The organism is Caldicellulosiruptor diazotrophicus, assembly GCF_017347585.1.
In the GTDB taxonomy this organism is placed as follows: domain Bacteria; phylum Bacillota; class Thermoanaerobacteria; order Caldicellulosiruptorales; family Caldicellulosiruptoraceae; genus Caldicellulosiruptor; species Caldicellulosiruptor diazotrophicus.
On sequence record NZ_AP024480.1, the window covers coordinates 1,460,810 to 1,486,145 of the forward strand.

General features: G+C 35.3%; 27 protein-coding genes and 1 pseudogene. 5 read left to right on the top strand and 23 right to left on the bottom strand.

The features are described from left to right. Positions 1–86: 86 nt before the first annotated feature. On the top strand, positions 87–1,001 hold the full coding sequence (locus tag CaldiYA01_RS07030; protein WP_207178213.1) for an ArsR/SmtB family transcription factor: 915 nt from the start codon (positions 87–89) through the stop codon (positions 999–1,001). A 104-nt stretch (positions 1,002–1,105) separates the two neighbouring features. Here CaldiYA01_RS07030 and CaldiYA01_RS07035 read toward each other — a convergent pair. Next, a pseudogene (locus CaldiYA01_RS07035) lies at positions 1,106–1,378 on the bottom strand (hypothetical protein); the annotation flags it as partial. 70 nt (positions 1,379–1,448) lie between these two features. Between CaldiYA01_RS07035 and CaldiYA01_RS07040 the strand changes: the two are divergent. Then, on the top strand, positions 1,449–2,678 hold the full coding sequence (locus CaldiYA01_RS07040; protein ID WP_207178215.1) for an IS256 family transposase: 1,230 nt from the start codon (positions 1,449–1,451) through the stop codon (positions 2,676–2,678). A gap of 246 nt (positions 2,679–2,924) precedes the next feature. Here CaldiYA01_RS07040 and CaldiYA01_RS07045 read toward each other — a convergent pair whose 3' ends face one another. The 19 genes from CaldiYA01_RS07045 to CaldiYA01_RS07135 are packed head-to-tail and all read right to left on the bottom strand — an operon-like array spanning position 2,925 to position 19,059. After that, positions 2,925–3,590, bottom strand: coding sequence for a DUF2225 domain-containing protein (locus tag CaldiYA01_RS07045; RefSeq protein WP_207178217.1), 666 nt, complete (start codon positions 3,588–3,590; stop codon positions 2,925–2,927). A 19-nt stretch (positions 3,591–3,609) separates the two neighbouring features. Then, positions 3,610–4,986 (bottom strand): VanW family protein, encoded by a 1,377-nt coding sequence (locus CaldiYA01_RS07050; protein WP_207178219.1) that lies wholly within the window; start codon positions 4,984–4,986, stop codon positions 3,610–3,612. Positions 4,987–4,994: 8 nt separating this feature from the next. Then, on the bottom strand, positions 4,995–5,534 hold the full coding sequence (locus tag CaldiYA01_RS07055) for a 2-oxoacid:acceptor oxidoreductase family protein (RefSeq protein ID WP_207178221.1): 540 nt from the start codon (positions 5,532–5,534) through the stop codon (positions 4,995–4,997). Between the two features lie 2 nt (positions 5,535–5,536). After that, on the bottom strand, positions 5,537–6,277 hold the full coding sequence (locus CaldiYA01_RS07060) for a thiamine pyrophosphate-dependent enzyme (RefSeq protein WP_207178223.1): 741 nt from the start codon (positions 6,275–6,277) through the stop codon (positions 5,537–5,539). Between the two features lie 39 nt (positions 6,278–6,316). Beyond that, on the bottom strand, positions 6,317–7,369 hold the full coding sequence (locus tag CaldiYA01_RS07065) for a 3-methyl-2-oxobutanoate dehydrogenase subunit VorB (protein WP_207178225.1): 1,053 nt from the start codon (positions 7,367–7,369) through the stop codon (positions 6,317–6,319). A gap of 3 nt (positions 7,370–7,372) precedes the next feature. Beyond that, a complete protein-coding gene (locus tag CaldiYA01_RS07070; protein WP_207178227.1) occupies positions 7,373–7,576 on the bottom strand; it encodes a 4Fe-4S dicluster domain-containing protein in 204 nt (67 codons plus the stop codon). A gap of 25 nt (positions 7,577–7,601) precedes the next feature. Next, positions 7,602–8,306, bottom strand: coding sequence for a hypothetical protein (locus CaldiYA01_RS07075; RefSeq protein ID WP_238480623.1), 705 nt, complete (start codon positions 8,304–8,306; stop codon positions 7,602–7,604). 21 nt (positions 8,307–8,327) lie between these two features. Next, complete coding sequence (gene hypE / locus CaldiYA01_RS07080; RefSeq protein ID WP_207178229.1) at positions 8,328–9,329, bottom strand: hydrogenase expression/formation protein HypE; 1,002 nt, start codon at positions 9,327–9,329, stop codon at positions 8,328–8,330. Next, positions 9,326–10,381, bottom strand: coding sequence for a hydrogenase formation protein HypD (gene hypD, locus CaldiYA01_RS07085; RefSeq protein WP_207178231.1), 1,056 nt, complete (start codon positions 10,379–10,381; stop codon positions 9,326–9,328). Before hypD ends, hypE begins: the two co-directional genes overlap by 4 nt. Continuing rightward, positions 10,368–10,595, bottom strand: coding sequence for a HypC/HybG/HupF family hydrogenase formation chaperone (locus tag CaldiYA01_RS07090; RefSeq protein WP_207178233.1), 228 nt, complete (start codon positions 10,593–10,595; stop codon positions 10,368–10,370). The genes hypD and CaldiYA01_RS07090 overlap by 14 nt, the downstream gene beginning before the upstream one ends. Before the next feature lie 15 nt (positions 10,596–10,610). Beyond that, positions 10,611–12,878 (bottom strand): carbamoyltransferase HypF, encoded by a 2,268-nt coding sequence (hypF, locus tag CaldiYA01_RS07095; RefSeq protein WP_207178235.1) that lies wholly within the window; start codon positions 12,876–12,878, stop codon positions 10,611–10,613. Next, positions 12,875–13,552 carry a hydrogenase nickel incorporation protein HypB gene (gene hypB, locus CaldiYA01_RS07100; RefSeq protein WP_207178237.1) on the bottom strand — a complete coding sequence of 226 codons (678 nt, stop codon included), beginning with the start codon at positions 13,550–13,552 and terminating at the stop codon, positions 12,875–12,877. Before hypB ends, hypF begins: the two co-directional genes overlap by 4 nt. Position 13,553: 1 nt before the next feature. Then, positions 13,554–13,895, bottom strand: coding sequence for a hydrogenase maturation nickel metallochaperone HypA (gene hypA / locus CaldiYA01_RS07105; protein ID WP_207178239.1), 342 nt, complete (start codon positions 13,893–13,895; stop codon positions 13,554–13,556). Positions 13,896–13,954: 59 nt separating this feature from the next. Then, positions 13,955–14,335: a 4Fe-4S binding protein gene (locus CaldiYA01_RS07110; protein WP_207178241.1), complete on the bottom strand. Its 381-nt coding sequence runs from the start codon at positions 14,333–14,335 to the stop codon at positions 13,955–13,957. A 30-nt stretch (positions 14,336–14,365) separates the two neighbouring features. Continuing rightward, on the bottom strand, positions 14,366–15,445 hold the full coding sequence (locus CaldiYA01_RS07115) for a hydrogenase large subunit (RefSeq protein ID WP_207178243.1): 1,080 nt from the start codon (positions 15,443–15,445) through the stop codon (positions 14,366–14,368). 7 nt (positions 15,446–15,452) lie between these two features. Next, positions 15,453–15,824: an NADH-quinone oxidoreductase subunit C gene (locus CaldiYA01_RS07120; RefSeq protein WP_207178245.1), complete on the bottom strand. Its 372-nt coding sequence runs from the start codon at positions 15,822–15,824 to the stop codon at positions 15,453–15,455. Then, the gene (locus CaldiYA01_RS07125) at positions 15,808–16,269 is read right to left on the bottom strand and encodes an NADH-quinone oxidoreductase subunit B family protein (protein ID WP_207178247.1); all 462 of its coding nucleotides are present in this window, start codon (positions 16,267–16,269) and stop codon (positions 15,808–15,810) included. Before CaldiYA01_RS07125 ends, CaldiYA01_RS07120 begins: the two co-directional genes overlap by 17 nt. 22 nt (positions 16,270–16,291) lie before the next feature. Further along, a complete protein-coding gene (locus CaldiYA01_RS07130; RefSeq protein ID WP_207178249.1) occupies positions 16,292–17,152 on the bottom strand; it encodes a respiratory chain complex I subunit 1 family protein in 861 nt (286 codons plus the stop codon). Next, on the bottom strand, positions 17,149–19,059 hold the full coding sequence (locus CaldiYA01_RS07135; RefSeq protein WP_207178251.1) for an NADH-quinone oxidoreductase subunit 5 family protein: 1,911 nt from the start codon (positions 19,057–19,059) through the stop codon (positions 17,149–17,151). The genes CaldiYA01_RS07130 and CaldiYA01_RS07135 overlap by 4 nt, the downstream gene beginning before the upstream one ends. 174 nt (positions 19,060–19,233) lie before the next feature. Here CaldiYA01_RS07135 and CaldiYA01_RS07140 point away from each other — a divergent pair, with 174 nt between their 5' ends. Beyond that, positions 19,234–20,088 carry a Cof-type HAD-IIB family hydrolase gene (locus CaldiYA01_RS07140; protein WP_207178253.1) on the top strand — a complete coding sequence of 285 codons (855 nt, stop codon included), beginning with the start codon at positions 19,234–19,236 and terminating at the stop codon, positions 20,086–20,088. Between the two features lie 36 nt (positions 20,089–20,124). Here the strand turns inward: CaldiYA01_RS07140 and CaldiYA01_RS07145 are convergent, their stop codons facing one another. After that, positions 20,125–22,236, bottom strand: a complete 2,112-nt coding sequence (locus tag CaldiYA01_RS07145; RefSeq protein ID WP_207178255.1) for an N-acetylmuramoyl-L-alanine amidase — start codon at positions 22,234–22,236, stop codon at positions 20,125–20,127. A gap of 170 nt (positions 22,237–22,406) precedes the next feature. On the opposite strand from CaldiYA01_RS07145, the gene argC reads away from it, so the two are divergent. Both argC and argB read left to right on the top strand, forming a co-directional pair. Then, positions 22,407–23,438: an N-acetyl-gamma-glutamyl-phosphate reductase gene (argC, locus tag CaldiYA01_RS07150; protein ID WP_207178257.1), complete on the top strand. Its 1,032-nt coding sequence runs from the start codon at positions 22,407–22,409 to the stop codon at positions 23,436–23,438. A 28-nt stretch (positions 23,439–23,466) separates the two neighbouring features. Beyond that, the gene (argB, locus tag CaldiYA01_RS07155) at positions 23,467–24,348 is read left to right on the top strand and encodes an acetylglutamate kinase (protein WP_207178259.1); all 882 of its coding nucleotides are present in this window, start codon (positions 23,467–23,469) and stop codon (positions 24,346–24,348) included. Between the two features lie 60 nt (positions 24,349–24,408). Here argB and rlmH read toward each other — a convergent pair whose 3' ends face one another. Further along, positions 24,409–24,873 (bottom strand): 23S rRNA (pseudouridine(1915)-N(3))-methyltransferase RlmH, encoded by a 465-nt coding sequence (rlmH, locus tag CaldiYA01_RS07160; protein WP_207178261.1) that lies wholly within the window; start codon positions 24,871–24,873, stop codon positions 24,409–24,411. Continuing rightward, complete coding sequence (locus CaldiYA01_RS07165; RefSeq protein WP_207178263.1) at positions 24,870–25,334, bottom strand: low molecular weight protein arginine phosphatase; 465 nt, start codon at positions 25,332–25,334, stop codon at positions 24,870–24,872. Before CaldiYA01_RS07165 ends, rlmH begins: the two co-directional genes overlap by 4 nt. Between the last annotated feature and the right edge of the window lie 2 nt (positions 25,335–25,336).

Here is a 25,336-nt window from a genome sequence, read left to right on the forward strand (position 1 = left end):
TATTGTACTTTAAGTTGCTTTTTGTTTTAAAATGATGTAAAATAAAAAAGGTTTCTCCCTAAATAAATTCAAGGGTGGTAAGACATATGATACAAATAGACAATCTCAAAGAAGCAAAAATACTTTTTGAAGCTTTAGCTTCTGATGCAAGATTAGAAATTATAAACCTTCTGAGTAAACATCGTGAAATGAATATGAATGAAATTGCGCAAAAACTTGGACTTACAAATGGCGCAGTTACTCAGCACATGAAAAAGCTAATTGCTGCTGGGATTGTTACAATCAGTGCGGCTGCAGGAAAACATGGCAATCAAAAGATTTGCCGTCTTGTTGAAGACAAAATAATTATTAACATTGTCACAAAGCATCCTCAAAAATTATATGAGTGCGAAATCAAAGTTGGTAATTATTCTATCTTTGAGGTTTATCCAACCTGTGGACTTGCTACAAAAGACAAGTTAATCGGAGAGGTGGATGACCCCAAATACTTTGCTCATCCTGAGCATGTTAACTGTGATATTATCTGGTTTACAAAGGGTTATGTAGAATATATAATCCCCAATTTTCTGCGCCAAAATCAAAAAGCTGTTGAAATTCAGATTTCATTTGAAATTTCTTCAGAAGCCCCAGGTGTTAGTGAAAACTGGCCTTCAGATATATACTTTTACTTAAATGGAGTTGAACTTGGTTACTGGACAAGCCCAGGGGATTTCGGAGGAGAGACTAAAGGAATCTTTACACCTGACTGGTGGTTCCCTAACTGGAACCAGTATGGACTTTTAAAACTTCTTTCAGTTTCAGAAGATGGGACATATATAGACGGATTTAAAATTTCTAATGTCACTATAAAAGATATTGATATTGAGTCCAAAAATGAAATAAGGTTCAGAGTTGCTGTACCTGATCACGCAAAGAACATTGGAGGAGTTACTCTTTTTGGAAGAAACTTTGGAAACTATGACCAGGATATAAAGTTCCGAATATTTTATGAAGAAATTTAAACAAAAGAGGGGAATGTTCCCCTCTTTCGTGCTCTCAAGCTTTTAATCATTTTCTATATAAACTATGAAGCTCTCACAACTCTTTTTAAAAATCGAATATCAATTTAATGCTCAACTGTCATGTCACATAAATACTCAAACCCTTCTTTTAATCTTCCTGTCTGCTGCTCTAAATTGTCAAATCTCTTGTACACCTCATCTCTGAACATAATCATCTCTGTTCGAAATTCAGTTAGAAACGCAACCTGGTCATATACAGCGTTCATTCTTCTTGTTAGCTCTTTGTCATTTTCTTTTAATATAACAATGTCCTGTTTGATAACCTGAACATCTTCTTCTAATTTTGCAACCCTCTCTTCAAGCTTATCCAATCTCATCGGGAGTTAAAATAAAATTGTGTCCACTGTATAATTAGTATTGAAATAATTATCAAGGGGGCTACTTAAAATGAATAAAAACGAAATTATTGAGACTGCTAAAAACATGGCTGTAGAGCAAGTATTAAATATGTATTGCTCCAAAGATGATCCTAACCGCCCAGCTCTAAAGCAACTCTTAGAAAACTTGCTCGATTGCTTTATGTTATCGGAAAGATCAGTGTACCTTGCTAAAAATGACAATGACAAAGGCAATGGTTTTTACGATAGAAAACTTGCAACACCTGTTGGCAGTCTTGAAATCTCTGTCCCTCGCACACGTACTGGTAATTTCCGACCTTCTATCCTCCCTGACCGCTACAAAAGAGTTGATAGTTCATACACTGACCTGCTTATGTCTTTAGTCGTCAATGGTTATTCCGAAAGTTCCCTTGTCCAGACTTTGAAAGCTTTGAATCTTCCATATTCCGAAAATGAAATACTAAAAATCAAAGAAGACCTTAAAAATGAGCTTCAGTTATTCAAACAAAGAGAACTACCAACAAGTGCTTTTGCTCTCATCATCGATGGTTATCATTGTGAAGTTAAGGATAATTCTAAGGTTAAACAAGCTACTTGTTATGTTGTCCTCGGTATCGACTTAGAAGGTAAAAAAGACATTTTCGGTGTCTACACTTTCTTCGGCAAAGAAAATAAGGCTGATTGGATGAAAGTATTTGAAGACTTAATTACAAGAGGGCTAAAAGAGATTCTAATTGTCATAAGTGATGACTTCCCTGGTATTATAGATGCTGTCAAACTTGCTTATCCTCTTGCTGACCATCAACTGTGTTTTGTCCACCTCCAACGTAATGTCAGAAAACATATGACAAAAGAGGATGCTTCAGCTTTTAACAAGAGTTTAGACAGACTTAGAATTTCTTCCTCCGATTTTGACGAAGCTGTACTGAAATTTAAAGAACTTTGCGATGGATACCTTTCAAAATATCCTCGATTTATTAAAGCAATATCAGAAAAAGCAGAGTTTTATCTTGCCCATATGAAATACCCTGAGGAATTAAGGAAGCATATCTACACCACAAACGCCGTTGAAAGTGTAAATAGCATGATTGAAAAGATTAGAGTAAATTCAGGTGGATACTTTCAGTCTGTTGAAGTCTTAGAAATTAATATTTACTTACAGCGAGAGAACTTACGCCGTACAAAATGGAAAAATGGAGTTCCCAGTATTAGAAAATGCATCAATAACATAACCCAACTTTACAACTTGCGTTATAAATTGGAAACACAAAATTCTTGACAAGTCTCCTCTCATCTCCACAATATCAAGTCTTTTTTCTACTTTATCGAGTCTTTCTTCTACTTTGTCAAGCCTCTGCTCAATCTTATCTAATCTTTTCTCAATAGTATCAAGTCGCCCATTAATCTTTTCAAGGGTTGTAAATATAGCTTGCAGGACATCAATTTCTGGCATTTTTTTGCCTCCTGAGTTTTCAAATTTTATAGAAAGATTATATTATATTTCTTCTACCAATTTCCTTGTATTTTATTCCATATCTTTCATAACCTGAATCTGGTCTCTTGCAAGTTCAAGAATGTGAGGATTGTTTCGTGCTTCTTTGCTTGATATAAGCCTTGAAAACCATTTTCTTGCCTCGTCAAGGTCACCTACTCGTCTTGAAAGCTCACCTATCAAATACATGACAGTTGCCAAATCTATTTCATCAGCTGCCCCTTCTTCATGTTCAAATGCATCCTTATATGTTTGAAGAGCAAGTTTTTGAAATTCAAGCTCTTTTTCTTTATCTTGACTTAGCCTGTAGAGCCATGAAATTCTCAGCAAAATTCCTGCAACCTCATATTTGTTAACTTTTCTTTTAGATGTTGCCGTAATCAAAGCCAACTTGTACAATGTAATGGCATCATCTACGGTTCTTTCAAACGGGACTTCTCTTTTTACCCACTTTGAAGCAACCTTTTCTTTTAATGATTCTACATCCCATTTTGTAAGTTTCCCAAAATTTTTGCTAAGCGCTGCATAACCACATTCCCCGCAGACAATAACATCATACAAAAGAGGATTGACGCCCTTGTAGTAAACACAAAGGTCAGTATCCCGGCTTTCTACATAAATTGCTGAACTTTTTACAAATGGTGCTTTGATTGTGCTACCGCATACAGGGCACTCTAATGTCTTTTCATAAATGTCCATTTTTCTTATCCTCTCCCTTTCACTCATAAACAGATGAAGAGACGGTCTCTTTTGCTTTTGTTCCAACCAGTATCACAGCATTTACAGGTTTATAATAGTCATAGGACAGAAGCTTTCTTTCTATTAACCTGCCATCTTTATAAACAAGCATATAAGTTTTTACCTTTAAGCCATTCTGGGGTTTATTGGAAAGCTTTTCTACTCCTTGAGGAAGTGTTGGATCATTTTTGTAGACTTTTTTATAAGGTACCCTTTCAATTATTTCCGATTCGAATTTGACAATTTCATCTTTATGACTGTTTTTGCCATAGAGGTTGACTGTCACAGTATTCTTGGAAGTATAACTTTCAACATAGATAGGCGCATTTGTTGTATTTTTGAATTTAAAATCTATTGAACCTGAAGCAATTGTTGCATCCCTGCCAGGTGGCACGTACGAAATTAGAGCTGAATGTGGTGCTCTTTCCACAATCTTCAGCTGGGCCATCAAAACTGCATTGTACATAGTGGTTGCTATTTGACAAAGCCCTCCACCAACACCGTCTACAAACTCATTATTGACAATAACTTTTGCAATCTTAAAACCATTCTCAACTGTTACAGGTCCAATTGCCTTTGACAGCGAAAATATTTCGCCCGGCATTACTAAGCTACCGTTTATCTTTTGGGCAGCCACCCTTATATTTTCGCTTCTTGCAACATTTGAACTATCAAACTTTGTGGTAAACGAACCTATTATTTCTTTTACTTTTGATAGTTCGCTCGCTGTGATTCGCGGAGTTATTTCTATAAATCTTGCATAAACTCTGCCTTCTTGCTTGTTTTTAATCATGTCTTTCAATTTATTCAAAAGATAGCCATAATCAAGTTTTTTCCCTACTCTCTCTGGAGTTATAACAAACTGGTCTCCTACTTTTTTGATACTTGCATTAACAGGCGATTGATAGTATGTGTTGAAAAGTTGATCTACAAACCTTTTGAATTTGCTTTCATCATATTCGAAATTAAGTCTTATGACCACTGGATTTTCATAAACCTTTTTTATCTCTTTGAAGCGCATTGCAAGGTTGCCCTTTCTGCCAATTGAATATGCCTTTTCTACTGCCTTGTCTATATCCATCTTTATTCCAAGAGAAGAATACTCAAGAAAATAGCTTTTGTCTTCAACTATAACTTCAATTTTTTTGTTCTTCAGTGGCTCAAAATAAGTCTTTTTTAAAAGCTCAAGAGCCTCTTCTGTGGTAAGTCCACCCAAATGAACACCCTCAACATAAACACCTTTATAAATCCTATCTGTATCAAGAACTTTCGTAACATTGCTATAAAGAGTATAGCCTAAAACTATACTTGCTATCAAAAGCACCACTACAATCCCAATTAATATAAACCTTTTCACCTCAAATTTTACCCCCGTCCAGCAATTGCTTCAAAGCCCTTTTCAAGAGCCAAACAGTTTAAATTATAAATTTCTTCTGTTTTTGAAAACTCTCTTAACACATTTTTTGCCTCGTCAACTGAAAAGTTTTGTTTTATTGCCAAATATGCACCAAACATTACGATGTTTGCAACTCGAACATTCCCTACACTTGAAGCAATCTCAGTTGCCGGAATATAATGAACATTTATATCATCTCTATTTGCACAGATATCCACAAGAGAACTGTTTACAAGTAAAAGCCCACTTTTTTTTATCGCAGGTTCAAATTTTTCAAGCGATGGTTTATTTAAAACAAATAATGTATCGGGATTAAACACAATAGGAGAACCAATCATATCACTTGAGATTATAACACTGCAGTTTGCTGTCCCACCCCTCATTTCAGGTCCGTACGACGGAAGCCATGAAACATTTAACCCCTTTTTCATTCCAAGATGGGCAAATACCTGACCTAAAAAAAGAACACCCTGGCCACCAAATCCTGCTATTAAAATCTCCTCTGTCATCTTCAAATTCCCCTGCCTTTGTCCTTGAAAATTCCTAAACTGTAGTATTTTAGTACTTCATTTTCTATTCTCTTCATACTCTCACAAGGCGAAAGTCCCCAGTTTGTAGGGCAGTTTGAGAGCACTTCTATAATAGAAAAGCCTTCATTGTTCATCTGAACTTCAAAAGCTCTCTTTATCGCTTTTTTAGTAAACTCAATATTTTTTAAGTTATGTATTGAAGTTCTTGCAACAAAGGCAACACCATCAAGTGGCACAAGCATTTCACAAAGTTTTATATGATAACCTTGTTTTTTTGGGTCACGTCCATATGGAGATGAAACTGTTACCTGTCCAGGAATTGTTGTCGGAGCCATCTGCCCACCTGTCATAGCATAAACTCCGTTGTTGACAAATATAGCTGTAAAGTTTTCTCCTCGGGTTGCTGCATGAATGACCTCAGATGTTCCGATGGCTGCAATGTCCCCGTCGCCTTGATATGAAAATACAAGAGCGTCTGGAATACTCCTTTTTACTCCAGTTGCAGCGGCTGTGGCTCTCCCATGAGCTGCTGCCACAAAGTCAAAATTAAAATAGTCATATATAAAAACTGCACACCCGACAGGTGCAACACCTATTATTTTACTCTCTTTGTAATCCTCGTCAATAATCTCAGCAATCAATCTGTGAATGATTCCATGACCGCACCCTGGACAATAATGCATACTCTCTTTTGTCAAACACTCTGGTCTTTTGAACCCCATCCTAATCATCTTCCTCTCAAATTTGGTGTACCTGACATGCTACTCTTTAAGAGAATAATAAAAATCCATTATTTCCTGAATTGTAGGAACCATACCACCTGTTCTTCCATAAAAGTGCACCGTTTTTTTCCCTTCTACAGAAAGCTTAACATCTTCTATCATCTGTCCCAAATTCATCTCAACGTCTACAAAAAACTCTACTTCGTTTTTTGACGCATAACTTTTTAGTTCATTTTCTGGAAATGGCCAAAGTGTAATTGGTCTTACAAGCCCAACCTTCTCGCCTGCTTGTCTTAACTTGTTTACAGCACTTTTTACAATCCTTGCACACATTCCAAATGAGACAAAAATAGCCTTTGCATCGTCTGTCAAGTATTCTTCCACCATTACCTCACTTTCTTTTATTTTTTCATATTTTTCTTTTAGTTTAAAATTATGTTTTTCAAGCTCTTCTGGAACAATGTAAAGCGAATTTGTTACCCTTTTCTCTCTATTTCTCTCACCCGTCACCGCCCACGGTTTTTCTACCTTTTGTGGTTGATAGTTTTCATCAAACTCAACAACCTCCATCATCTGTCCGAGCATCCCATCACCTAAAATCATAACAGGGTTTCGGTATTTATCCGCAAGATCAAAAGCCTTTATTGTAAGCTCTACTGCTTCTTGTACAGAAGATGGCGCAAGTACAATCACCTTATAATCTCCATGTCCGCCACCTTTTGTAGCCTGAAGATAATCAGACTGGGCAGCGTTTATATTGCCAAGTCCTGGTCCACCTCTCATAATGTTGACAATCACGCATGGAAGCTGAGCACCTGCTAAATATGATATACCCTCTTGTTTTAAGCTTATCCCAGGCCCAGATGATGATGTCATAACCCGCTTGCCACAGCTTGATGCACCATATGCCATGTTAATTGCTCCAACTTCGCTCTCTGCCTGGATAAAAACACCACCACTTTTTAAAAGCTTTTTAGCCATATACTGCAAAAGTTCTGTCTGAGGTGTGATTGGATACCCAAAAAAACATTCACAGCCAGCCCTCAGTGCTGCCTCAGCAATAGCCTCATTACCTTTCATAAGAAGTTTCAAAGTCTACTCACCTACCTCAAACACTATATCAGGACAAACCTTATAACAGCTTCCACAGCCAATACATGAGTTTTGGTCTCTTACTTCAACAGGGTTATACCCTTTTTTGTTTATTCTGCTCCTGTCTATATACAAGATTTTCTTGGGACAGATTTCTACACAAAGTCCACAACTTTTGCACTTATCATACTCGATTTTGAGTTTCAATTTTTCAACCCCCATAATGGCCTTCTTATCTTATTATATACCTTTTAATGGCATATACAAGAGAATATTTTTTTATCTCTTCCAAAAGCTCCTCTTCGAATAGATTCTCTTCAACTACAGTAAGAATATAAGGAATATCTTTCTTTTCAGCTACATTCTGGATGATTTGAAGACTTTTCATAATATCTTCTGGCTTTGTTTCTGAAAGAAGATGAGAATTATTTATGATAGCTGTAATGTTCATCCCCAGAACGCTCTCAATCTCATGCATATTTTGCAAGATTTCTTCCTCATTTGAATTAAACGGCCTATATATATTAGCAACATAAAAAACACTGTACCCTTTTTTGTCAAGCAACTTCTTTAACTGGCCAACAACTCTGCTACCAAGCTCATCTCCACCTACATCTATTATGTTGACTCCGTTTGAACTGCTCAATGCTTCAAAAACCCTACCAGAAAGAACCGGAAGATCTATGCTTTTGTCTTCAAAGTGTAATGAAATAAAATTTATATTTTTATTCTCAATAATATGCTTAATACTTCTCAGGTTATAATAAAAATTTATTACATCTGCATCGATTAAATTCACGTTGAAAAACTCCCCAAGCTCTAAAGAAACATTCAGAGCTATTTCACTTTTGCCACTTCCTGCCGTCCCAACAAAGATGTTTGTTTTTCTGTTAACAAAACTTAAAGGTACCGTCATGCACATTCTTTTCACCCTCATCCTCGTCACAAGTTTTGCCTCTTAGCAAATTCTTGGTAACATCTCATAATATAACATGTCCAAAATTCTCGTGCCGCCAAAGGTGGTTGACAGATATACTCTCTTTTCCCTACTTTCTTCTACTTTCCCAATCTCACATGCAAACCCATTGTATTTTCTCAAAATCTCAATAGCCTTCTCTTTTTCATCACCATTTACTATGGCAACAAATCTACCTTCACAAGCAAGATAATAGCTATCCAGCCCCAAAATATCGCACAAAGCTTTTACTTCATCTGCCACAGGTATTTTTTCTTCCTCAACTTTTATATCAAAGCCAGACTTTTGCGCAATTTCATTTAAAGCTGTGGCAAGCCCACCTCTTGTAAGGTCTTTCATATACGCAACATCTACCTCTTGCATCAGCTCTGAAATTACATCTAACAAAAGCCCACAATCGGATTCTATCCTGTCTTCAAACCCAAGGTCTTCATTGTGAGAATATATGCATGCTCCGTGTCTTCCTATATCCCCACTGACAATTACAACTTGATTACCTTTTATTCTTGAAATCGAAGGCATTTTTTGGGTATCTCTTGCAACACCCAATCCAGTCGTATTTATAAATATCCCATCTGCCGCACCTTTTTCTACTACCTTTGTATCCCCTGCAACAACCTCAACTTTTGCTAAATCTGCATATTTCTTCATTGATTTTGTAATTTTCTCTAAATCATCCATTGAAAATCCTTCTTCAATTATAAAAGAAACGGTAATATACTTTGGTTCAAGTCCTGCAACAGCTAAGTCATTTACCGTACCACATACCGAAAGCTTTCCAATATCTCCTCCTTTAAAAAAATATGGCTTTACTACAAACGAATCTGTTGATATTCCCACTTTCATACCGTTTAAAGAAAATACTGTTGAATCATCACCGCTTTTCAATATTTCAGAACCAAATATTGGCTTGAAAAGGTTGTCAATCAGCTCATATGTCTGTTTCCCACCATTGCCATGTTCCTTGCGAATAGTCCTCATCATTTCCACTTCCCGAATCTGAAGTATGCATTGCAAGAACCTTCTTGTGATACCATACACGCCCCTTTTGGTGTCTGAGGTGTGCATACCCTTTCAAAAAGAGGACATTCAAAAGGCTTTAGTTTGCCTGTGAGCACATCTGCACATCTGCACGCAGAATTAGAAAGACTATCATAGTCATATTCAAGCTGGATTGAAAAGGCAGAATACTCGCTTTTAAGTCTCAACCCACCACCTTCAATCAACCCAAGTCCTCTAAAATATGCATCAGTTCTTTCAAAAAATCTCTCTATATATCTTATTGCAACTGTGTTACCCTCTTTTTTTACAACTCTTTTGTACTCATTTTTTACAGTAAAATCATTATCTAAGATACTTTGTGTTAAACTCAGCAAAGAAAGCAGAATATCATATTTTTCAAATCCAGATATAACAGAAGGAATTCCAAATTCCTCAACAAATTTAAACCCATCAACACCTAAGATTGTTGCAACATGTCCTGGCAGGATAAGTCCATCTACTTTTATGTGGTCTTTTAAAAGAATTTTAAGTGGCTGGTCAATGGTTTTAAGTTCACATGCAAACTTGACATTTTTCAAATCCTTTTCCAATACCTTTTCCAGGCTCAGAGCAAAGGCTGGAACTGTGGTCTCAAACCCTACTGCAGCAATTATTGCTTCTTCATCCTCGGCTATATTCTCAACAGCATCAACCGGTGAGTACATAATTTTAATTTTAGCGCCTTTTGCTTTTGCCTCAGCTAAAGACATACTCTTTCCTGGAACTTTCAGTAGGTCTCCAAAAGTGTAGATAGTATGGTTCATTTTTGCAAGCTCAATGAGATTATCTATATACCCTTCATGAGTTACGCAAACTGGGCAGCCAGGACCTGAAATAAAATCTATATATCCTTTAAAAAGAGTATGAAAACCGTTTCTGTAAATTGAAACAGTATGGGTGCCACACACCTCAATTATTCTTAGCTGTCTGCCAATCTTTTCAATATTGTTTTTTATTGTGTTAATAATAGTATTTACCTTTTCAAGAGTTTGCATCTCTTACCTCACCAAAAAGTTTTTCTATTTCCTCGGCTTCTTTTTCATCTATTTTTTCAATTGCAACCCCTGAGTGAATAAGTAAATAATCACCCACAGCCACTTCTTTTATTAAAGACACATTTATAGTTTTCTTCAAACCTAAATAGTCGACAATAGCTTTTTTCCCATCTTTTAAAATTTCGACTACCTTTGCAGGATACCCTAAACACATATTTTTAAAACTCCCTTAACAGTTTTTTAATAATTGGATTGTATAATATACTTGTCCAGCTGAAATTCCCCCATCATTTATAGGGAAAAAAGAATTAAAATACACTTTAAAGTGCTCTTTCTCAAGAATAGACACTGTCTTTTCAAGCAAAAGCCTGTTTTGGAATACTCCACCAGATAGTACTACAACGTCTTTATTATAATTTTCTCTCAACCTCTTTGCCACTTCAACAACTATTTTTGCAACGGTGTTGTGAAATTTCGCAGAAATCAAGTTTCTGTTAGTCTTTCTTTTAATATCATTTATAATTTGTTGTAGTATATACACAATATCTATTTCAATTTCATGTTCAAAATTCATAACAAAATCATAAAATCCTTCTTCGGTCTTATCAGCTATACTTTCTAAAATCATTGGAATCTGTGCTTCAAAATTGTTTTTCTCTCCACATCTTAAAAGTACACCCACAACATCAAATATCCTTCCAAAACTTGAGCAAAGAGGGTAATTCAGTAACCTTGCTGCCTTTACAATTTTTGAAAGAAAATTAGAATTTGCAAAATACTCTTCTGCAAAGCTTTTATCAATTTCATATGCAAAATAGTATGCCAGTCTCACAGGCTCTTTTATAGATTTTTCTCCGCCCACTAAAGGATAGTATTTCAAATGAAATACCCTTTTCACATTGCTTTTATCAATTAGAAATCCTTCACTTCCCCATATGTTCCCATCCAATCCCAAGCCTGTTCCGTCAAATGCAAACCCTACACAGCTATCTAAATTATTTTCAAGCATGCATGAAAATACATGAGCTATATGATGCTGAACATATATAATTTTTTTATCATCTTTTGTAGCAATATCTTCGGCAAGGGAAGTTGTAAAATAGTTTTTGTGCAGATCACAGGCAATATAATCATATTCTAAGTTGTAAAGAAAAAGAAGGTCACTTAGTACAGACTTGTAAAAGTCTATATACTCTTTTGTGTCAAGGTCACCCAGGTATTGACTTACAATAACCTCATCATCTTTTTTTAAAGCAACTGTAGCTTTTTCATGACCTCCTAATGCTAAGATATTTTTATCTACAAATTGTGTTGAAGAAAGTTTTAGTCTCAGAGGAGCAAAACCTCTTCCCGGTCTTGTCAGTACAAACTTATCTTTTACAACAAAACCGACACTATCATCACACCTTCGAACTATTTTTCTGTTGTGATAGAGTACATAGTCACAGCTATCGTTAAGTTTTTGGATTGCTTCGTTCTCGTCAATAATCATTGGAATTCCTGAAAGGTTGGCAGAGGTTGCAATTAAAAAGTCCCTGCCAGTTTTGCTCAGGATATAGTCCAAAATAGGGGTGTACGCCCTCATTATACCGAGGGTGTGAAGATTGCTATTCACATGCGAAAAATGCTCAGTCTTTTTTTCAAAAAGAATTATAGGACATCGTGGAGAAGAAAAAATATCTTCTTCCATATCATTTACATGGCAGTATTTTTTTACTACTTCAATGTCTTGGGCAACAAGTGCTAAAGGCTTGCCTTCTCGCCTTTTGCTTTCAAATAGTCTTTTGACTACAGTTTCATTGTACGGATCACACACCAAGTGAAACCCGCCTATTCCTTTTATTGCGATTATATATCCCTCTAAAATTTTTTGAGAAACAAAATCTAAAAGTTCAATTGCCTCGCCAGTAATATGTCTTTTTTCAGCAAATGAAAAAAGAAAAAGTCTTGGTCCACATACTGGGCAGGTTGTTGACTGTGCATTGAATCTTCTATTGTCTGGAGTAGAGTACTCTCTTTCGCACTCATTACAAAACTTAAATTGCTTCATAGATGTATTTTCTCTATCATACGGTAAAGTTTCAATAATTGTGTATCTTGGTCCGCAGTTTGTGCAGCTAATAAATACGTTGTGATAGTGTCTGTGAGATTTGTCATAAAATTCTCTTCTACAATCCTCACATATCCCTAAGTCATAAGGCAGGACTGTTGAAACCCTATTTTTTTCACTTTCAACAATATAAAAGCCTTTTTCACTCTCTACCGGTTCAATCTCATAAACCTCTATTTCCTCTAAAATAGCATTTTTGGGAAGGATAGTTACAATATGATGTGTTATTTGCTCTGAAGTTGTATCCCCTTGAAACTCTGCTAAAACCCCCTCACCAGTATTTTTTACAAATCCGGTAAGTCCAAGTTTTTTTGCAATACTATAAATAAAGGGTCGGAAACCGACCCCTTGTACAAGCCCCTTGAATATAAATCTGAACCTTTTCATAAGCATTTTCCCCTACTTTTGAAATATTGGTCTAAAAGAGTATAAAAGTAGTTAGTAAGGCTTTTCACACCTTCTTTTGTCCTGAACGATACCTCAAACAGTTTTAAATCTTTGTCTTTAATAGCTTCTAAACCCTTTTTGTATCTTTGCATATCAAAACCAATGGCATCAATTACATCAATCTTTGATAGAACAACAACGTCAGCTTTTTCAAACATTGCTGGATATTTATATGGCTTGTCATCACCCTCTGCAGCAGAAGATACAACAACTTTAAGGTTTTCTCCCAAATCAAACGAAGAGGGACAGATGAGATTGCCAATGTTTTCAACAAAGATTACTGTTTTAGGCACAGGCTTGAGAGTATCTATTGCTTCTGCAATACTATCTGCAACTAAATGGCAAGCACCACCTGTGTTAATCTGCAAAACTTCAACTCCATAGCTTGCAATAGCTTGAGCATCAATTGTTGATGCAACATCACCTTCAATCACTACAATGTTAAATATGTCTTTAAGATTTTCTATCATGCACTTAATGAAAGATGTCTTTCCTGCACCAGGTGACCCCATCACATTCATAATATACCATTTATTTTCATCTGCTAACCTTCTTATATTGTCGGCTGCGTTTTGATTCCGCTCTAAAATATTTTTTATTACCTTTATCTCCATATCAATCATCTACCTCTATAGATTCAATATAAAATTCCTTACCATGTTCAGTAAGTTTACCCACCGACAAACATTTTGGACATGTAAAATCTTTTGTTCTTTCAAAATATTCACTGCATTTTTGACAGTACAAAAGAGCCTTTTTGGGAATTATTTTGAGCTGAGTGCCTTCTAAGATTGTTCCTTTTGTTAGAATGTCAAAATAAAATTTCAACGATTCGTCAATAATTCCACTCAGTTCTCCCACTACAACTTTAATTCTTGTAACCTTTTTAAAGTCGAGATTTTTCAGCTCATCTTCTGCAATCTTTATAAGCTGCTGTGTAACAAAATACTCATGCATTTTACCATTTTCCTTCCACTTCTGCTTTAAGCTTTAAGCTTTAAGCCAAAGTCTCCTATCTAACCATTAGTTGCAGCAGCCTGTGCTTTTGGCTGCACCTCATCTTTTACTTCCTGCTTTCTGATGTAAAACTCTTTATAAGTGGTTGGAACGTTAAATTGCTCTTTTGAAATTAAACACTTTTTAGGACAAGACTCAACACATACATTGCAGAGCACACACTTGTACTGATTTAGCTGCCATGTCCTTGAGTTTCTATCCACCACTATCGCATTTGAAGGACATTTTCTCTGGCAAATACCACAAAAGATACATTTCTCTATCTCTATCTCAAGGCTTCCTCTTGTATCTTTAAAAAATGGCCTCTTTTCCTTCGGATAAAGCCTTGTTGCAGGCTTTGAAAATAGGTTGTCAAGAACATTTTTAAGCATCCCAAACATTTTACCATCCCTCTTTTACAAAAACTTTTTTTACCTTTCGGTACACGAAATACATGGGTCGATTGTCAAAACAAGCATTGGAACATCTGCAAAATCCACTCCCTCAAGCATCTTCACAAGCGCAGGAATATTTGCAAATGTTGGTGTTCTGATTCTGAGTCTTTCTAAGTTCTTTGTCCCGTTTGCCTTTATATAATATACATCTTCTCCTCGTGGCTGTTCAACCCTTGATATAACCTCACCGTTTGGAAATCCTTTGACTGGTGTTGAAATCTCACCTTCTGGCATCTTAGATATAGCCTGACGAATAAGGTCAATTGCTTGATAGCACTCGCGAAGTCTCACTTTCAGTCTTGCATAGCAGTCCCCGTCATTTTCCACAACAGGTTCAAAGTCAAGTTCACCATATGCTGCATATCCAAGAGTTCGCAGGTCCATACTGATTCCGCTTGCCCTTGCCATTGGTCCTACACAGCCAAGTTCGTAAGCGTCTTGCTTGCTCAGAACACCTACACCTACAAGTCTTTTCTTGACTGTATAATCGTTCAAAAACGAACCTTCTATCTTCTTTAGCTCCTCTTCCAATTTTGCAAGATTATCTAAAATGAACTTTTGTTTATCAGCATCTATATCTCTTCTAACTCCACCAATTATATTTGTGGAAATTATAACTCTTGAACCTGCTGTTGCTTCCATGAGGTCCATCACAAGCTCTCTATTTCTCCAGCACTGCATAAAAAGACTTTCAAAACCAAAAGCATCAGCCAATAACCCAAGCCACAAATGATGGCTGTGAAGCCTGTGAAGTTCTGCCCAAATAACTCGCAAATACCTTGCTCTGTCGGGCACCTCAATGCCCATTAGCTCTTCAATTCCTTGGCAATAAGCTAAAGCCTGCTGAAAACTGCATATACCACAAACTCTTTCAACTACATATATATTTTGATTTATATCCTTTTCCTCAGCAAGCTTTTCAAGTCCTCTATGAACATAACCTATTGCAGGTATCGCTTCAACAACTTTTTCGTCCTCTAAAATAAGCCTAAGCTGCAGAGGTTCCGGCAAAACAGGATGCTGTGGACCAAACGGTACTATTGTTCTTTTTCCCAAAGCCCTCTTACTCTCCTTTCTTTACTTTTACCGCTGGCTTTTTGCGCATAGGAGATTCTAACTCTTCTGTTATCATGAACTTTCCTTCGTAATCAATCAAAAGATTTTCAAATTCTATGCCAAACAAATCTTTTATCTCATTTTCAACAAACACAGCTGCAAAATATATGTCCGAAATAGAAGGAACTTTTTCTTCAGCCACTATAGTAACTCTTATATTTGTTAGTTGGTAATCCTTATCAAAGTGATATATTATATCAAACCTTCCATCGCCCAAATCAACACATGTTGCTGTGACAAATCTATATCCATCTGCTTTTAAGGCTAAAACTTCTTTCCTCAAATCCTCTTTCTGAAGTTCTTTAAGATTTTGTAACATACAGAATCTCACCCTTTTTCATATTCTTCTTCTCTTCTAAAAGCTGTGCAGCTTTTAAGATTCCCTCCATGATAGCCTCAGGCCGTGGCGCGCAGCCAGGAACATATACATCAACAGGAACAACTGTATCGGCACCGCCAAGAGTATTGTAACATTCTTTGAATATCCCACCAGAGCACGCACATGCTCCAACTGCTACAACAGCCTTTGGATGTGGCATCTGCTCATATATTGCCTTTAAAACTCTTGCGTTTCTGTGGTTAACAGAGCCTGACACAACCAATATATCAGCATGTTTAGGATTACCTACATTTATAATTCCAAATCTCTCAACGTCATATACAGGTGTTAACGTTGCCAGTATTTCTATATCACAGCCGTTGCAGCTGTTACAATCATAGTGAATAATCCATGGAGACTTTTTCAATGCCTTTCTAAATAACACTTTTTATTTTCACCCCTGTTTTTTATAATAACCTATACTTTATATATACCCAAATGAGATTAACAAGTGCAAAACCAAATGCTACTGACCAAGTAAGTCGTAGCATTATCTTCCATGTAAGCCTTGCTGAGATATTGTCAATTACAATCTCTAAAAAGTAGCAAATTAAAATTGCTGCTATTGCTACAAAGATATTTTTTGCAAAAAATAGCCATACAAAAAGAAGTAAAAGTACAAGTTCGTACCAGTGACCAAGTTCAATCAAGCCAAGAACAGGTCCAGCAAACTCTGTTGTAATACCTTTTACAAGTTCTTGATGACCATGGTGTGAAGTTGATAAATCAAATGGAGATTTTCGAAGTTTGATAGTTAAAACATAGCTGAATGCTATGAAAATAAATGGTAAATCTAAAATCAGTAATCTACTGTGTTTCAAAATGTTTTCTATATTGAAACTTCCAGTTACAAAGTAAATTGCTACTATCATAGCAATTAAAACAGGCTCATATGCAAGTACAGATATCAATTCCCTGTGAGCACCTATCCTTGAATATGGCGAATTTGTTGCCATTGCTCCAAGAATGAGCGCTGTTGTAGCAAATGCAAGAATAAATAAAATCAAAAGAAGGTCCATCTTAAGCACAAACATCACAACTGCAACAATGTTAAATACCAAGAATAAAAATGCATACAAAATCTGAGTGTTTGAAACAACAATGGTCTCTTTTGAAAATAGTTTAAAAAGATCATAAAAAGGCTGCAGAATAGGCGGTCCAAACCTGTTTTGCATTCGCGCAGTTATTTTTCTATCAATTCCTGTTATAACTCCACCAACTAAAGGTGCAACTATGACAGTTGCCAGTGTAATCCATATTTCTTTCACTTTAAAATCACCCCAAACATTATTGCGATTAATGCAATTGAAAGAACATTTACAACAAGCGTTACTGTTTTCTCATTTGTCAGTGTTTCAAAATAATAATTTTTGAATTCAAACGGCACAACTTTATCTTTTTCGCCTCTGAAACCAAAATTGTCCGAATTTTCACATGACATATACACAGGTACATATCTTTTCGGCTTAAACCACCTATATATTAGAGCTCCCAGAACAACTGCTGCTACCAGCACACCAAAAAATACAACCGGATTAAATCCAAAGAAATCTTTCACATACAATTCTTTTATATTGCTGCTGCTAACTCCTGAATACCTTGCAAAAGAAGACTTGAAAAATGGCACAACAAATGTATTTGTAAACTGGATCAAAAAGATGCTTACCAAAACTACCAATATTGAAATAGCCATCAACGGAATATGCTTTACAAATTCAAATTTTTCTATCTTATTTTTATCCTTTCCATCAGAAAGAATCTTGCCTATAAACTTTGTCCAGAAAACAACTGTAAAAGCACTTCCCAAGATTATTTCAAGCATTGCCACAATGTTTTGAGTTGACACCTCAATAGCAATCCATTTTGTAATTAAAACGCCAAACGGAGGAAGTAGCATTGACACACTTCCCAAAAGAGTCAAGAAAGCAACAATTGGCATTTTATACTTGATTCCGTCCATATCCTCTATGTTTCGGGAACCTATACCCTGTTCTATTGAACCAACGCACAAGAACAAAAGCGCTTTAGACACACCATGCAAAACTATCAAAAGTGCAGCTGCATATATCGCATACACATTTGCTATGGAAGACAATGCAATTATAAGACCCAAGTTAGAAATTGTTGAGTATGCCAACACTCTTTTTGCATTTGACTGAAAGATGGCTAAAAGTGCTGCTGACACAAAAGTAAAAGCACCTGCCACCGCAACTATTTTTGACAGCCATGTATCAATAAATACCGGTGATAATCTCAAAACCAGATAAACACCTGCTTTTACCATTGTGCTTGAGTGAAGCAAGGCAGACACAGGTGTTGGTGCCACCATAGCACCAAGTAGCCAGCTCTGGAATGGCATCTGGGCAGACTTTGTAAATGCTGCAAGGACTAAAAAGGCAATTGGTATCATCAAAATACTGCTGTCTTGTGAAGATATAATCTCATTCAAAGCAACTGTGCCAGATTTATAGTACATAAATATTATACCTATAACAAAGCTAAGCCCACCTATCGAATTTAAAAGAAGAGCTCTTGTTGCATTTTTAATGCTCTCTTCATTCTGGTCATGAGAAATTAACAGGAACGAACAGAGTGTGGTAATCTCCCAGAAAAAGTATACCCACAATATGTTGTTTGAAATCACAAGACCGTTCATTGCCCCTAAAAAGAGCATGATTATTGCAAAAAATATATTCTGTCTGCTCTTTTCAAGATGAAGGTGTTTCTCATGCTCTTCCATATAAGAAAGTGCAAATATTGCAATAAGCGGTCCTATTATGTTTATCAAAAGAAGCATAATAAAGCTCAAATGATCAACAAAAAATATATTTTCAACTTCTAATTTCCCTACTTTAAATTCAAACACGAACATAAAAACAAATTGCAAAATTGCAAGAAGGCTAATGAGCTTGTTTTTAAGTTTTGTACCAATCAAAAAAATGATTGCTAACAAAAAATAGTCGGCAAATGTTATGAGATATTCAAGTGCAAAATTTAAAGAATGCGAAATTCCCAGTAACTTGTCACCCCGTGAAATAGCAAGAATACTTGCGCTAATTAACACTGCAGACATCAAAAAAACAATAGCTTTTCTAAAATTGCTATTGTTAATAAGAAGAATAAAAAGTGCTGCTATCATGGGTAGAAATATTAGGAGTAAATAAATAAACGCCATCTGTTTCTTTCTTGCCCCTTTCTGTTTGTGATGATAAACTATTGCTATTAAGATTATAGCATATAATCATTGTCTTGTATACAGTATGCAAAAGTTAATTTGTTAACAAACCCCAGAATACTTGAAAAATAGCTGCTATTTTTTGTTCAACATTTTAAAAGAAGGTGAGAAGTCTTGATAAAATTAATTGCACTGGATATTGATGGAACTCTTTTAAATGATGCAGGTTGTATTCCTCAAATAAACAAGGAGTTTTTAAAAATTGCTGTAGAAAAGTATAAAATTGAAATAGTACTTTGTACAGGAAGAGGTGCTTCGGCCTTTAAAATTACAAAAGAATTAGAGCTTCCATGTTCACTAATCTCGGCAAATGGCGTTTATGTTTTTGAAAATCCTGATTTTCCTCCCATCATAAAAAATTATCTTACAGAACATCAGAAGAAAGTATTAATTGAGTTTCTTGATAATAATCATTTTGACATAGACTATTACATCGTACTGGGATATGACCAAGATTTTCACATGATTTATAAAGAAAGAACAAATCACGACAATTATTTTTTAAACTTTGTAAACGGCCGCAAACAATTTAAACCTACATACCCAGCAGAAAAGCTTTTAAAGTTTTTAGAATACCCTATCAGTCACATTGGAATTGTAGGCAAATACGAAAAACTTAAAGAGATTAAAGAAATCCTTAAAACACTTGAGCTTAACTGTAACATTATTCTTTACTATGCATCAGACAACAAAGAATATGGTTTTTTAGAAGTCTTGAGCAATAATGCATCAAAAGAAAAAGCCCTTTTGCAATTTATGAGCTATAAAAATATTTCACCTGAAAATTTAATATCAATTGGAGATAATTTCAATGACGTTGGAATGTTTAAAATCTCTGGTATAAGCGTGGCAGTTGCAAATGCACCAGAGGAAGTAAAAAAAGCTGCAAAGTTTGTAACCTGCAAAACTAACAACGAAGGTGCAGTTGCTGAAGTTATTGAAAGGTTCATAATTAAAAGGGATGGGTAAACTCTGAACTTCCCATCCCTTTTTATTGCTGCGCCTCTATCTATTGTAATTTTCATTTATATATTCCACGGCATCAGCTATAGCCTTTGCAACTGCATTTTTAAAACTATCGCTCAAAAGAAGGTCCAAATCTTGGGGGTTTGTTCCAAATGCAACCTCAACCAACACAGCTGGCATAGAGGAAGTTCTCAGCACAGCCAACTTAGGTCCTTCCCCAATACCCTTGTTCTGTGTGCCAACCTGTTTGACTATGCTGTCAAGTACTATCTGGGCAAACTGCTTATCAGAAATAAGCCCATTTTGCTGTTTCTCTTTATACAAAACCATTGTCCCGCGCACAGATGAATTATCATACGCATTGTTGTGAATAGAAATAAACAAGTCAGCATTTAAACTATTTGCCATTCTCGTTCTATCATAAAGGTCAACATATACATCTTTATCACGTGACATATAAACTTCATAGCCAAGACTTTTGAGTTTTTCTCTAAGTCTTAAAGAGATATCCAAATTAAAATCTTTCTCATTATATGTTAGCTTTTTACTACCTACCACTTTGGTGTATATAGCACCTGGGTCCGAACCTCCATGACCAGGGTCAATGAATATCTTTAATTTCTTCTGAGGTTTTTGTTGTTTTTGTAAAAAACTTATTGTGATATTACTCCCACTTTTGCTTATGCTTGCTATGTAGTTAGGATTAATTTGAATGTAAACAATGCACTTGTCCTGCTGATAAACAGAATATACAGTGGTCACAACTGAGCTCTGCAAAGAATACACATCATCTGCAATGGTGATAGGATATTGGCTCTCAAGTCTTATTGTGTTGCTGCTCTGGTCGTAAAAATAGTTTATCTGAGAGACAAAAGGCGAACTTAAAACAAGGCTGGATGGCGAATTTAATCTTAAGCTTGAATACTGGTCAGCAAACACCACTTCTAACTTTCCATCCAGTTTGTTTAAAACAAAAATCTTTGCCTTCGACGAAAAGATAATCTGGCTATTATCCTGATCAATGTTTGAAAGAACATAAAAATCCACTCTACCATCGTTTACTTGGTAAAGATTATTATTTTGAACCGAAAATTGGGCTCCCTTCAAATTCAAAACCACAAAAGACTCATCAGCTCTGTAAATATCACTTACAACTGTCGGACTAATTTCAATTTGGGCAAGAGTAAAGCCATCAGAAGGTATAACATCTATTTTTTGAATCATATATATTTGAGAAGAAGAAGCAATTGAATTTTGAGAACCTGGATTCTGATAATCTTCGCTACTGTCAATATTTGTCTTTGACTCCATAACTTTTGGTAAATCTATTTCAATTTTGATTAGGTTGCCCTGGTTTATTACCTTGTAATCCTTTATCAAACTTGAATCATAATCTATTACAATGCGCGAAAATTTGTTGCCACTTGAATCAATGTTTTGTGCATGTCTTATTCTAAAGATGCCATTTTTGTTTATTTCTATTCTGTTATTTTGTAAATTATCAATACTATTTAAAACATCCAAAACTATCCTATCAGGATTAAAAAGTTTGTAGGTCTTATAAGACAAAGTTTGGGTTGCCGAAACAATCAGTATAAACTTATTATTTTCTATGGTATACTTTATGTCAGTAATATAATTTGTCTCCTGCACAGTTCTTGACAAACTGCTTCTTGAGGTCAAAGCACTTGATGGTTGCTTTTTTGATGAACTTGACTGGGAAACCTGTAACTTTTTCGTATTCAAACTTACCATCTTTTTTGTTTTATCAATTTGAAAGAGGTAACCAAAAATCAAAGCCATATCTTTTGCTAAAATATAAGACTTACCACCACTTATAAAAACTTTGGCTGAAAGAGTTTTCTTGTTTCTGTTGTAATAATAAAACGCCTTGTCAACATAGAACTGATATGTATCCTTAGACTTTTTGGCTAAGATAGATTTAGATTTTGAATTATAAGAAACGCTAAACCCTTTTAGCTTGAAAAAGTCAGCAAGTGCAAGGTAAACATTACCTTTGCTTTCTAAAGTTTCAACTGAAGAGATCAGCTTACCATCAACATAGAGTTTGTATGAGGTGGCTGCAAAAGCAGAAATAAAAATCAATAAGAATATTGTAATCACTGCTGCCAAGCTTTTTATTTTGCTCATCACAAGACCTACCCCGCAAAAAATGTAATTTATAGGTATATAATACCCCATTTTGTCGAATAAATCAATTTAAATATTTGCCAACGTATTGTATTTTTATACACTGTGTTGTATAATTATTTGCATAGTTGAAAACAAAATTTCATTAATACAATGAGGAGATGACCAAGTTGATAAAAGCAAGCATTATAGGCGCATCAGGATATGTGGGAGTAGAGCTTATTCGGCTTTTGTTAAGACACCCTGAAGTTGAAATTGTATCTGTGATATCTTCAAGTAGTAACCAGCTTTCTATTGATAAAACAAACCCTCAGTTTAAAAAGGTTTCAAACCTTGTATTTGAGGAATTTAAAATAGAAGCTATAGAAGAGGCGGATGTAATATTTTGTGCTTTGCCGCACGGTATTTCACAGGAATATGTCAAAATAGGACATGATCTTGGCAAGATTGTGATTGATTTAAGTGCTGATTTTAGATACAAAGATCTGCAAAGATATGCAAAAGATTATAGTCAGCACAAATACCCTGAGCTTTTGAGCAAAAGTGCTTATGGACTTTGTGAAATAAACAGGGAGGAGATTAAAAAGGCTCAGATTGTTGGAAATCCAGGATGTTATCCAACAAGTGTAATATTGGGACTTGCTCCTCTTTTGAAAAATAAGCTCGTAGACAAAAACAGTATTATAATAGATTCAAAGTCAGGTGTTTCTGGAGCTGGTAAAAAATCTGACTTTGCATATAGTTTTTGTGAACTTGATGAAAATTTCAAAGCATATTCGGTTGCAAAACATAGACATACAAGCGAAATTGAAGAGAAGTGCAGTTTGCTATTTGACGATGATTTGAATTTATCATTTACACCACATCTTCTGCCTGTAAAAAGAGGAATACTGTCAACTATATATGCAAACCTTATAAAAAAGATTGATAAAAACGACCTTGTTGAAATCTACAATGAATTCTACAAAGACGAATACTTTGTTCGTATTTTTGAAGACGAACTACCTGAGCTAAAGTACGTAAGAGGAACAAACTTTGTGGACATTGGATTTGAGGTTGATAAGAAGACAAACAGGGTTATCATAATCTCATGCATTGACAATCTCATAAAAGGTGCTGCCGGCCAGGCAATTCAAAATATGAATATAAAATTTTCTCTTGATGAAAAAATGGGACTTATAATGGTGGGAGAATATTTTTAAAAAATAAAATGAAGGGATGACGGTTTATATGTACGAAGAAATGGATACTCTAATTGAAAAAGCAAGCATATTAATAGAAGCCCTTCCCTACATACAAAAGCTCTATGGAAAGACTGTTGTAATAAAATATGGCGGGAATGCTATGATAAATGAAAAGCTTAAAAACTGGGTTATGGAAGATATAACTTTGCTCAAATACATTGGCGTAAACCCAATAGTTGTTCATGGTGGTGGACCTGACATAAATTCAGTCCTCAAGAAACTCAATGTTGAAAGTCAGTTTGTCAATGGGCTCAGAGTAACAGATACGCAAACTATGGAAGTTGCTCAAATGGTTCTGGTAGGAAAGACAAACAAAGAACTTGTATCAATGCTAAACCAAAAAGGGGGAAAGGCAATAGGCATTTGCGGAATTGATGGAAATTTAATTCAAGCACGAAAACATTATGAGTATGTAGATGGTGAAAAAGTTGACTTGGGGTATGTAGGAGAAGTTGTGTCAATAAATGCAAAGGTTTTAGAAATGCTTGCCAAAGACGAATACATACCTGTTGTTGCCCCAATTGGTGTTGGAGAAGATGGCACAAGTTACAACATTAATGCAGATACTGTGGCAGCTGAGATTGCAAAGGCAATAAAAGCTGAAAAACTAATGTTTATGACAGACGTCGAAGGATTAAAATATGATAAAAATAGCAAAGAAATAATTTCAGCAATTAGTGCCGATGAAGTTTTAAAAATGATTGACGAAGGAAAGATTGATGGTGGAATGATTCCAAAAGTTTTAGGATGCATTGATGCACTAAAGCATGGTGTCAATCGTACACACATACTTGATGGAAGAATTCCCCACTGTATTTTACTCGAGATATTCACAGACAAAGGCATTGGAACAATGATTCATCTGTAATAAATTTTGTATTTCAGTTATAAATAAACGGGGCTTTAACTTTTTTGATAACAGCCCCGTTTATTTATGGTACTTTGTCCCATAAATAATTGATAATCCTCTGTAAATCTGTTCATAAAGTAAGACTCTAAAAAGCTGATGAGGGAAAGTAAGTCTTGAAAATGAGAGTAACAAATCAGCTCTTCTTTTTATCTTATTCGAAAGACCGTTGGAACTGCCAATGATAAAAGTAATATCCTTACTACTATTTATGTTTTTCCTTAGAATCTCAGAAAATTCTTCTGACGAAAACTCTATTCCATTAATATCGCACACTATAATAAATTCGTCTTCTTTGATATATTTTAATATCCTATCAGCTTCCTTCTCTAAAATGTTTTCAATGTTAGAATATTTATTTTCATCTTCTTCTTTTATCTCTATTTCTTCAATTTTTACCCACCGTGAAAGCCTTTTTTTGTATTCTTCACATGCTTGCAAAAAATACTTATCCTTTATTGTTCCAACACTAATTATTTTTATCATATATCATCCACTTTCAACAAAAGTTTGTCAAGAAGAAAATTAAGTTCATCTCTGCACCTTCTGTATTCTTCAATATCCCCACCATATGGGTCAATAACATCCAATTCTTTTTTGTCATCTAAGACATACTCTTTTAGAGTAAACACCTTGTCCATCACACCGGGATACATCTTTGTAATCACCTCTTTATGATACCTTTCCATTGTCAAGATAAGATTGCTTTCTTTTATCATCTCTTCATTTATAAGTCTTGACACATGCGACGAAATGTCAATTCCAAGTTCATTCATCACTAATATAGCATTTTTGGAAGCTTTCTGTGGGAAAAATGCAGAAAGCCCTGCTGATTCAACTTCAATGTCATCAATCTTCATCTTTCTTAGCTTTTCCTTTAAAAGATGTTCTGCCATTGGGCTTCTGCATGTATTGCCTGTGCATACAAAAAGTATCTTTTTTTTCAATA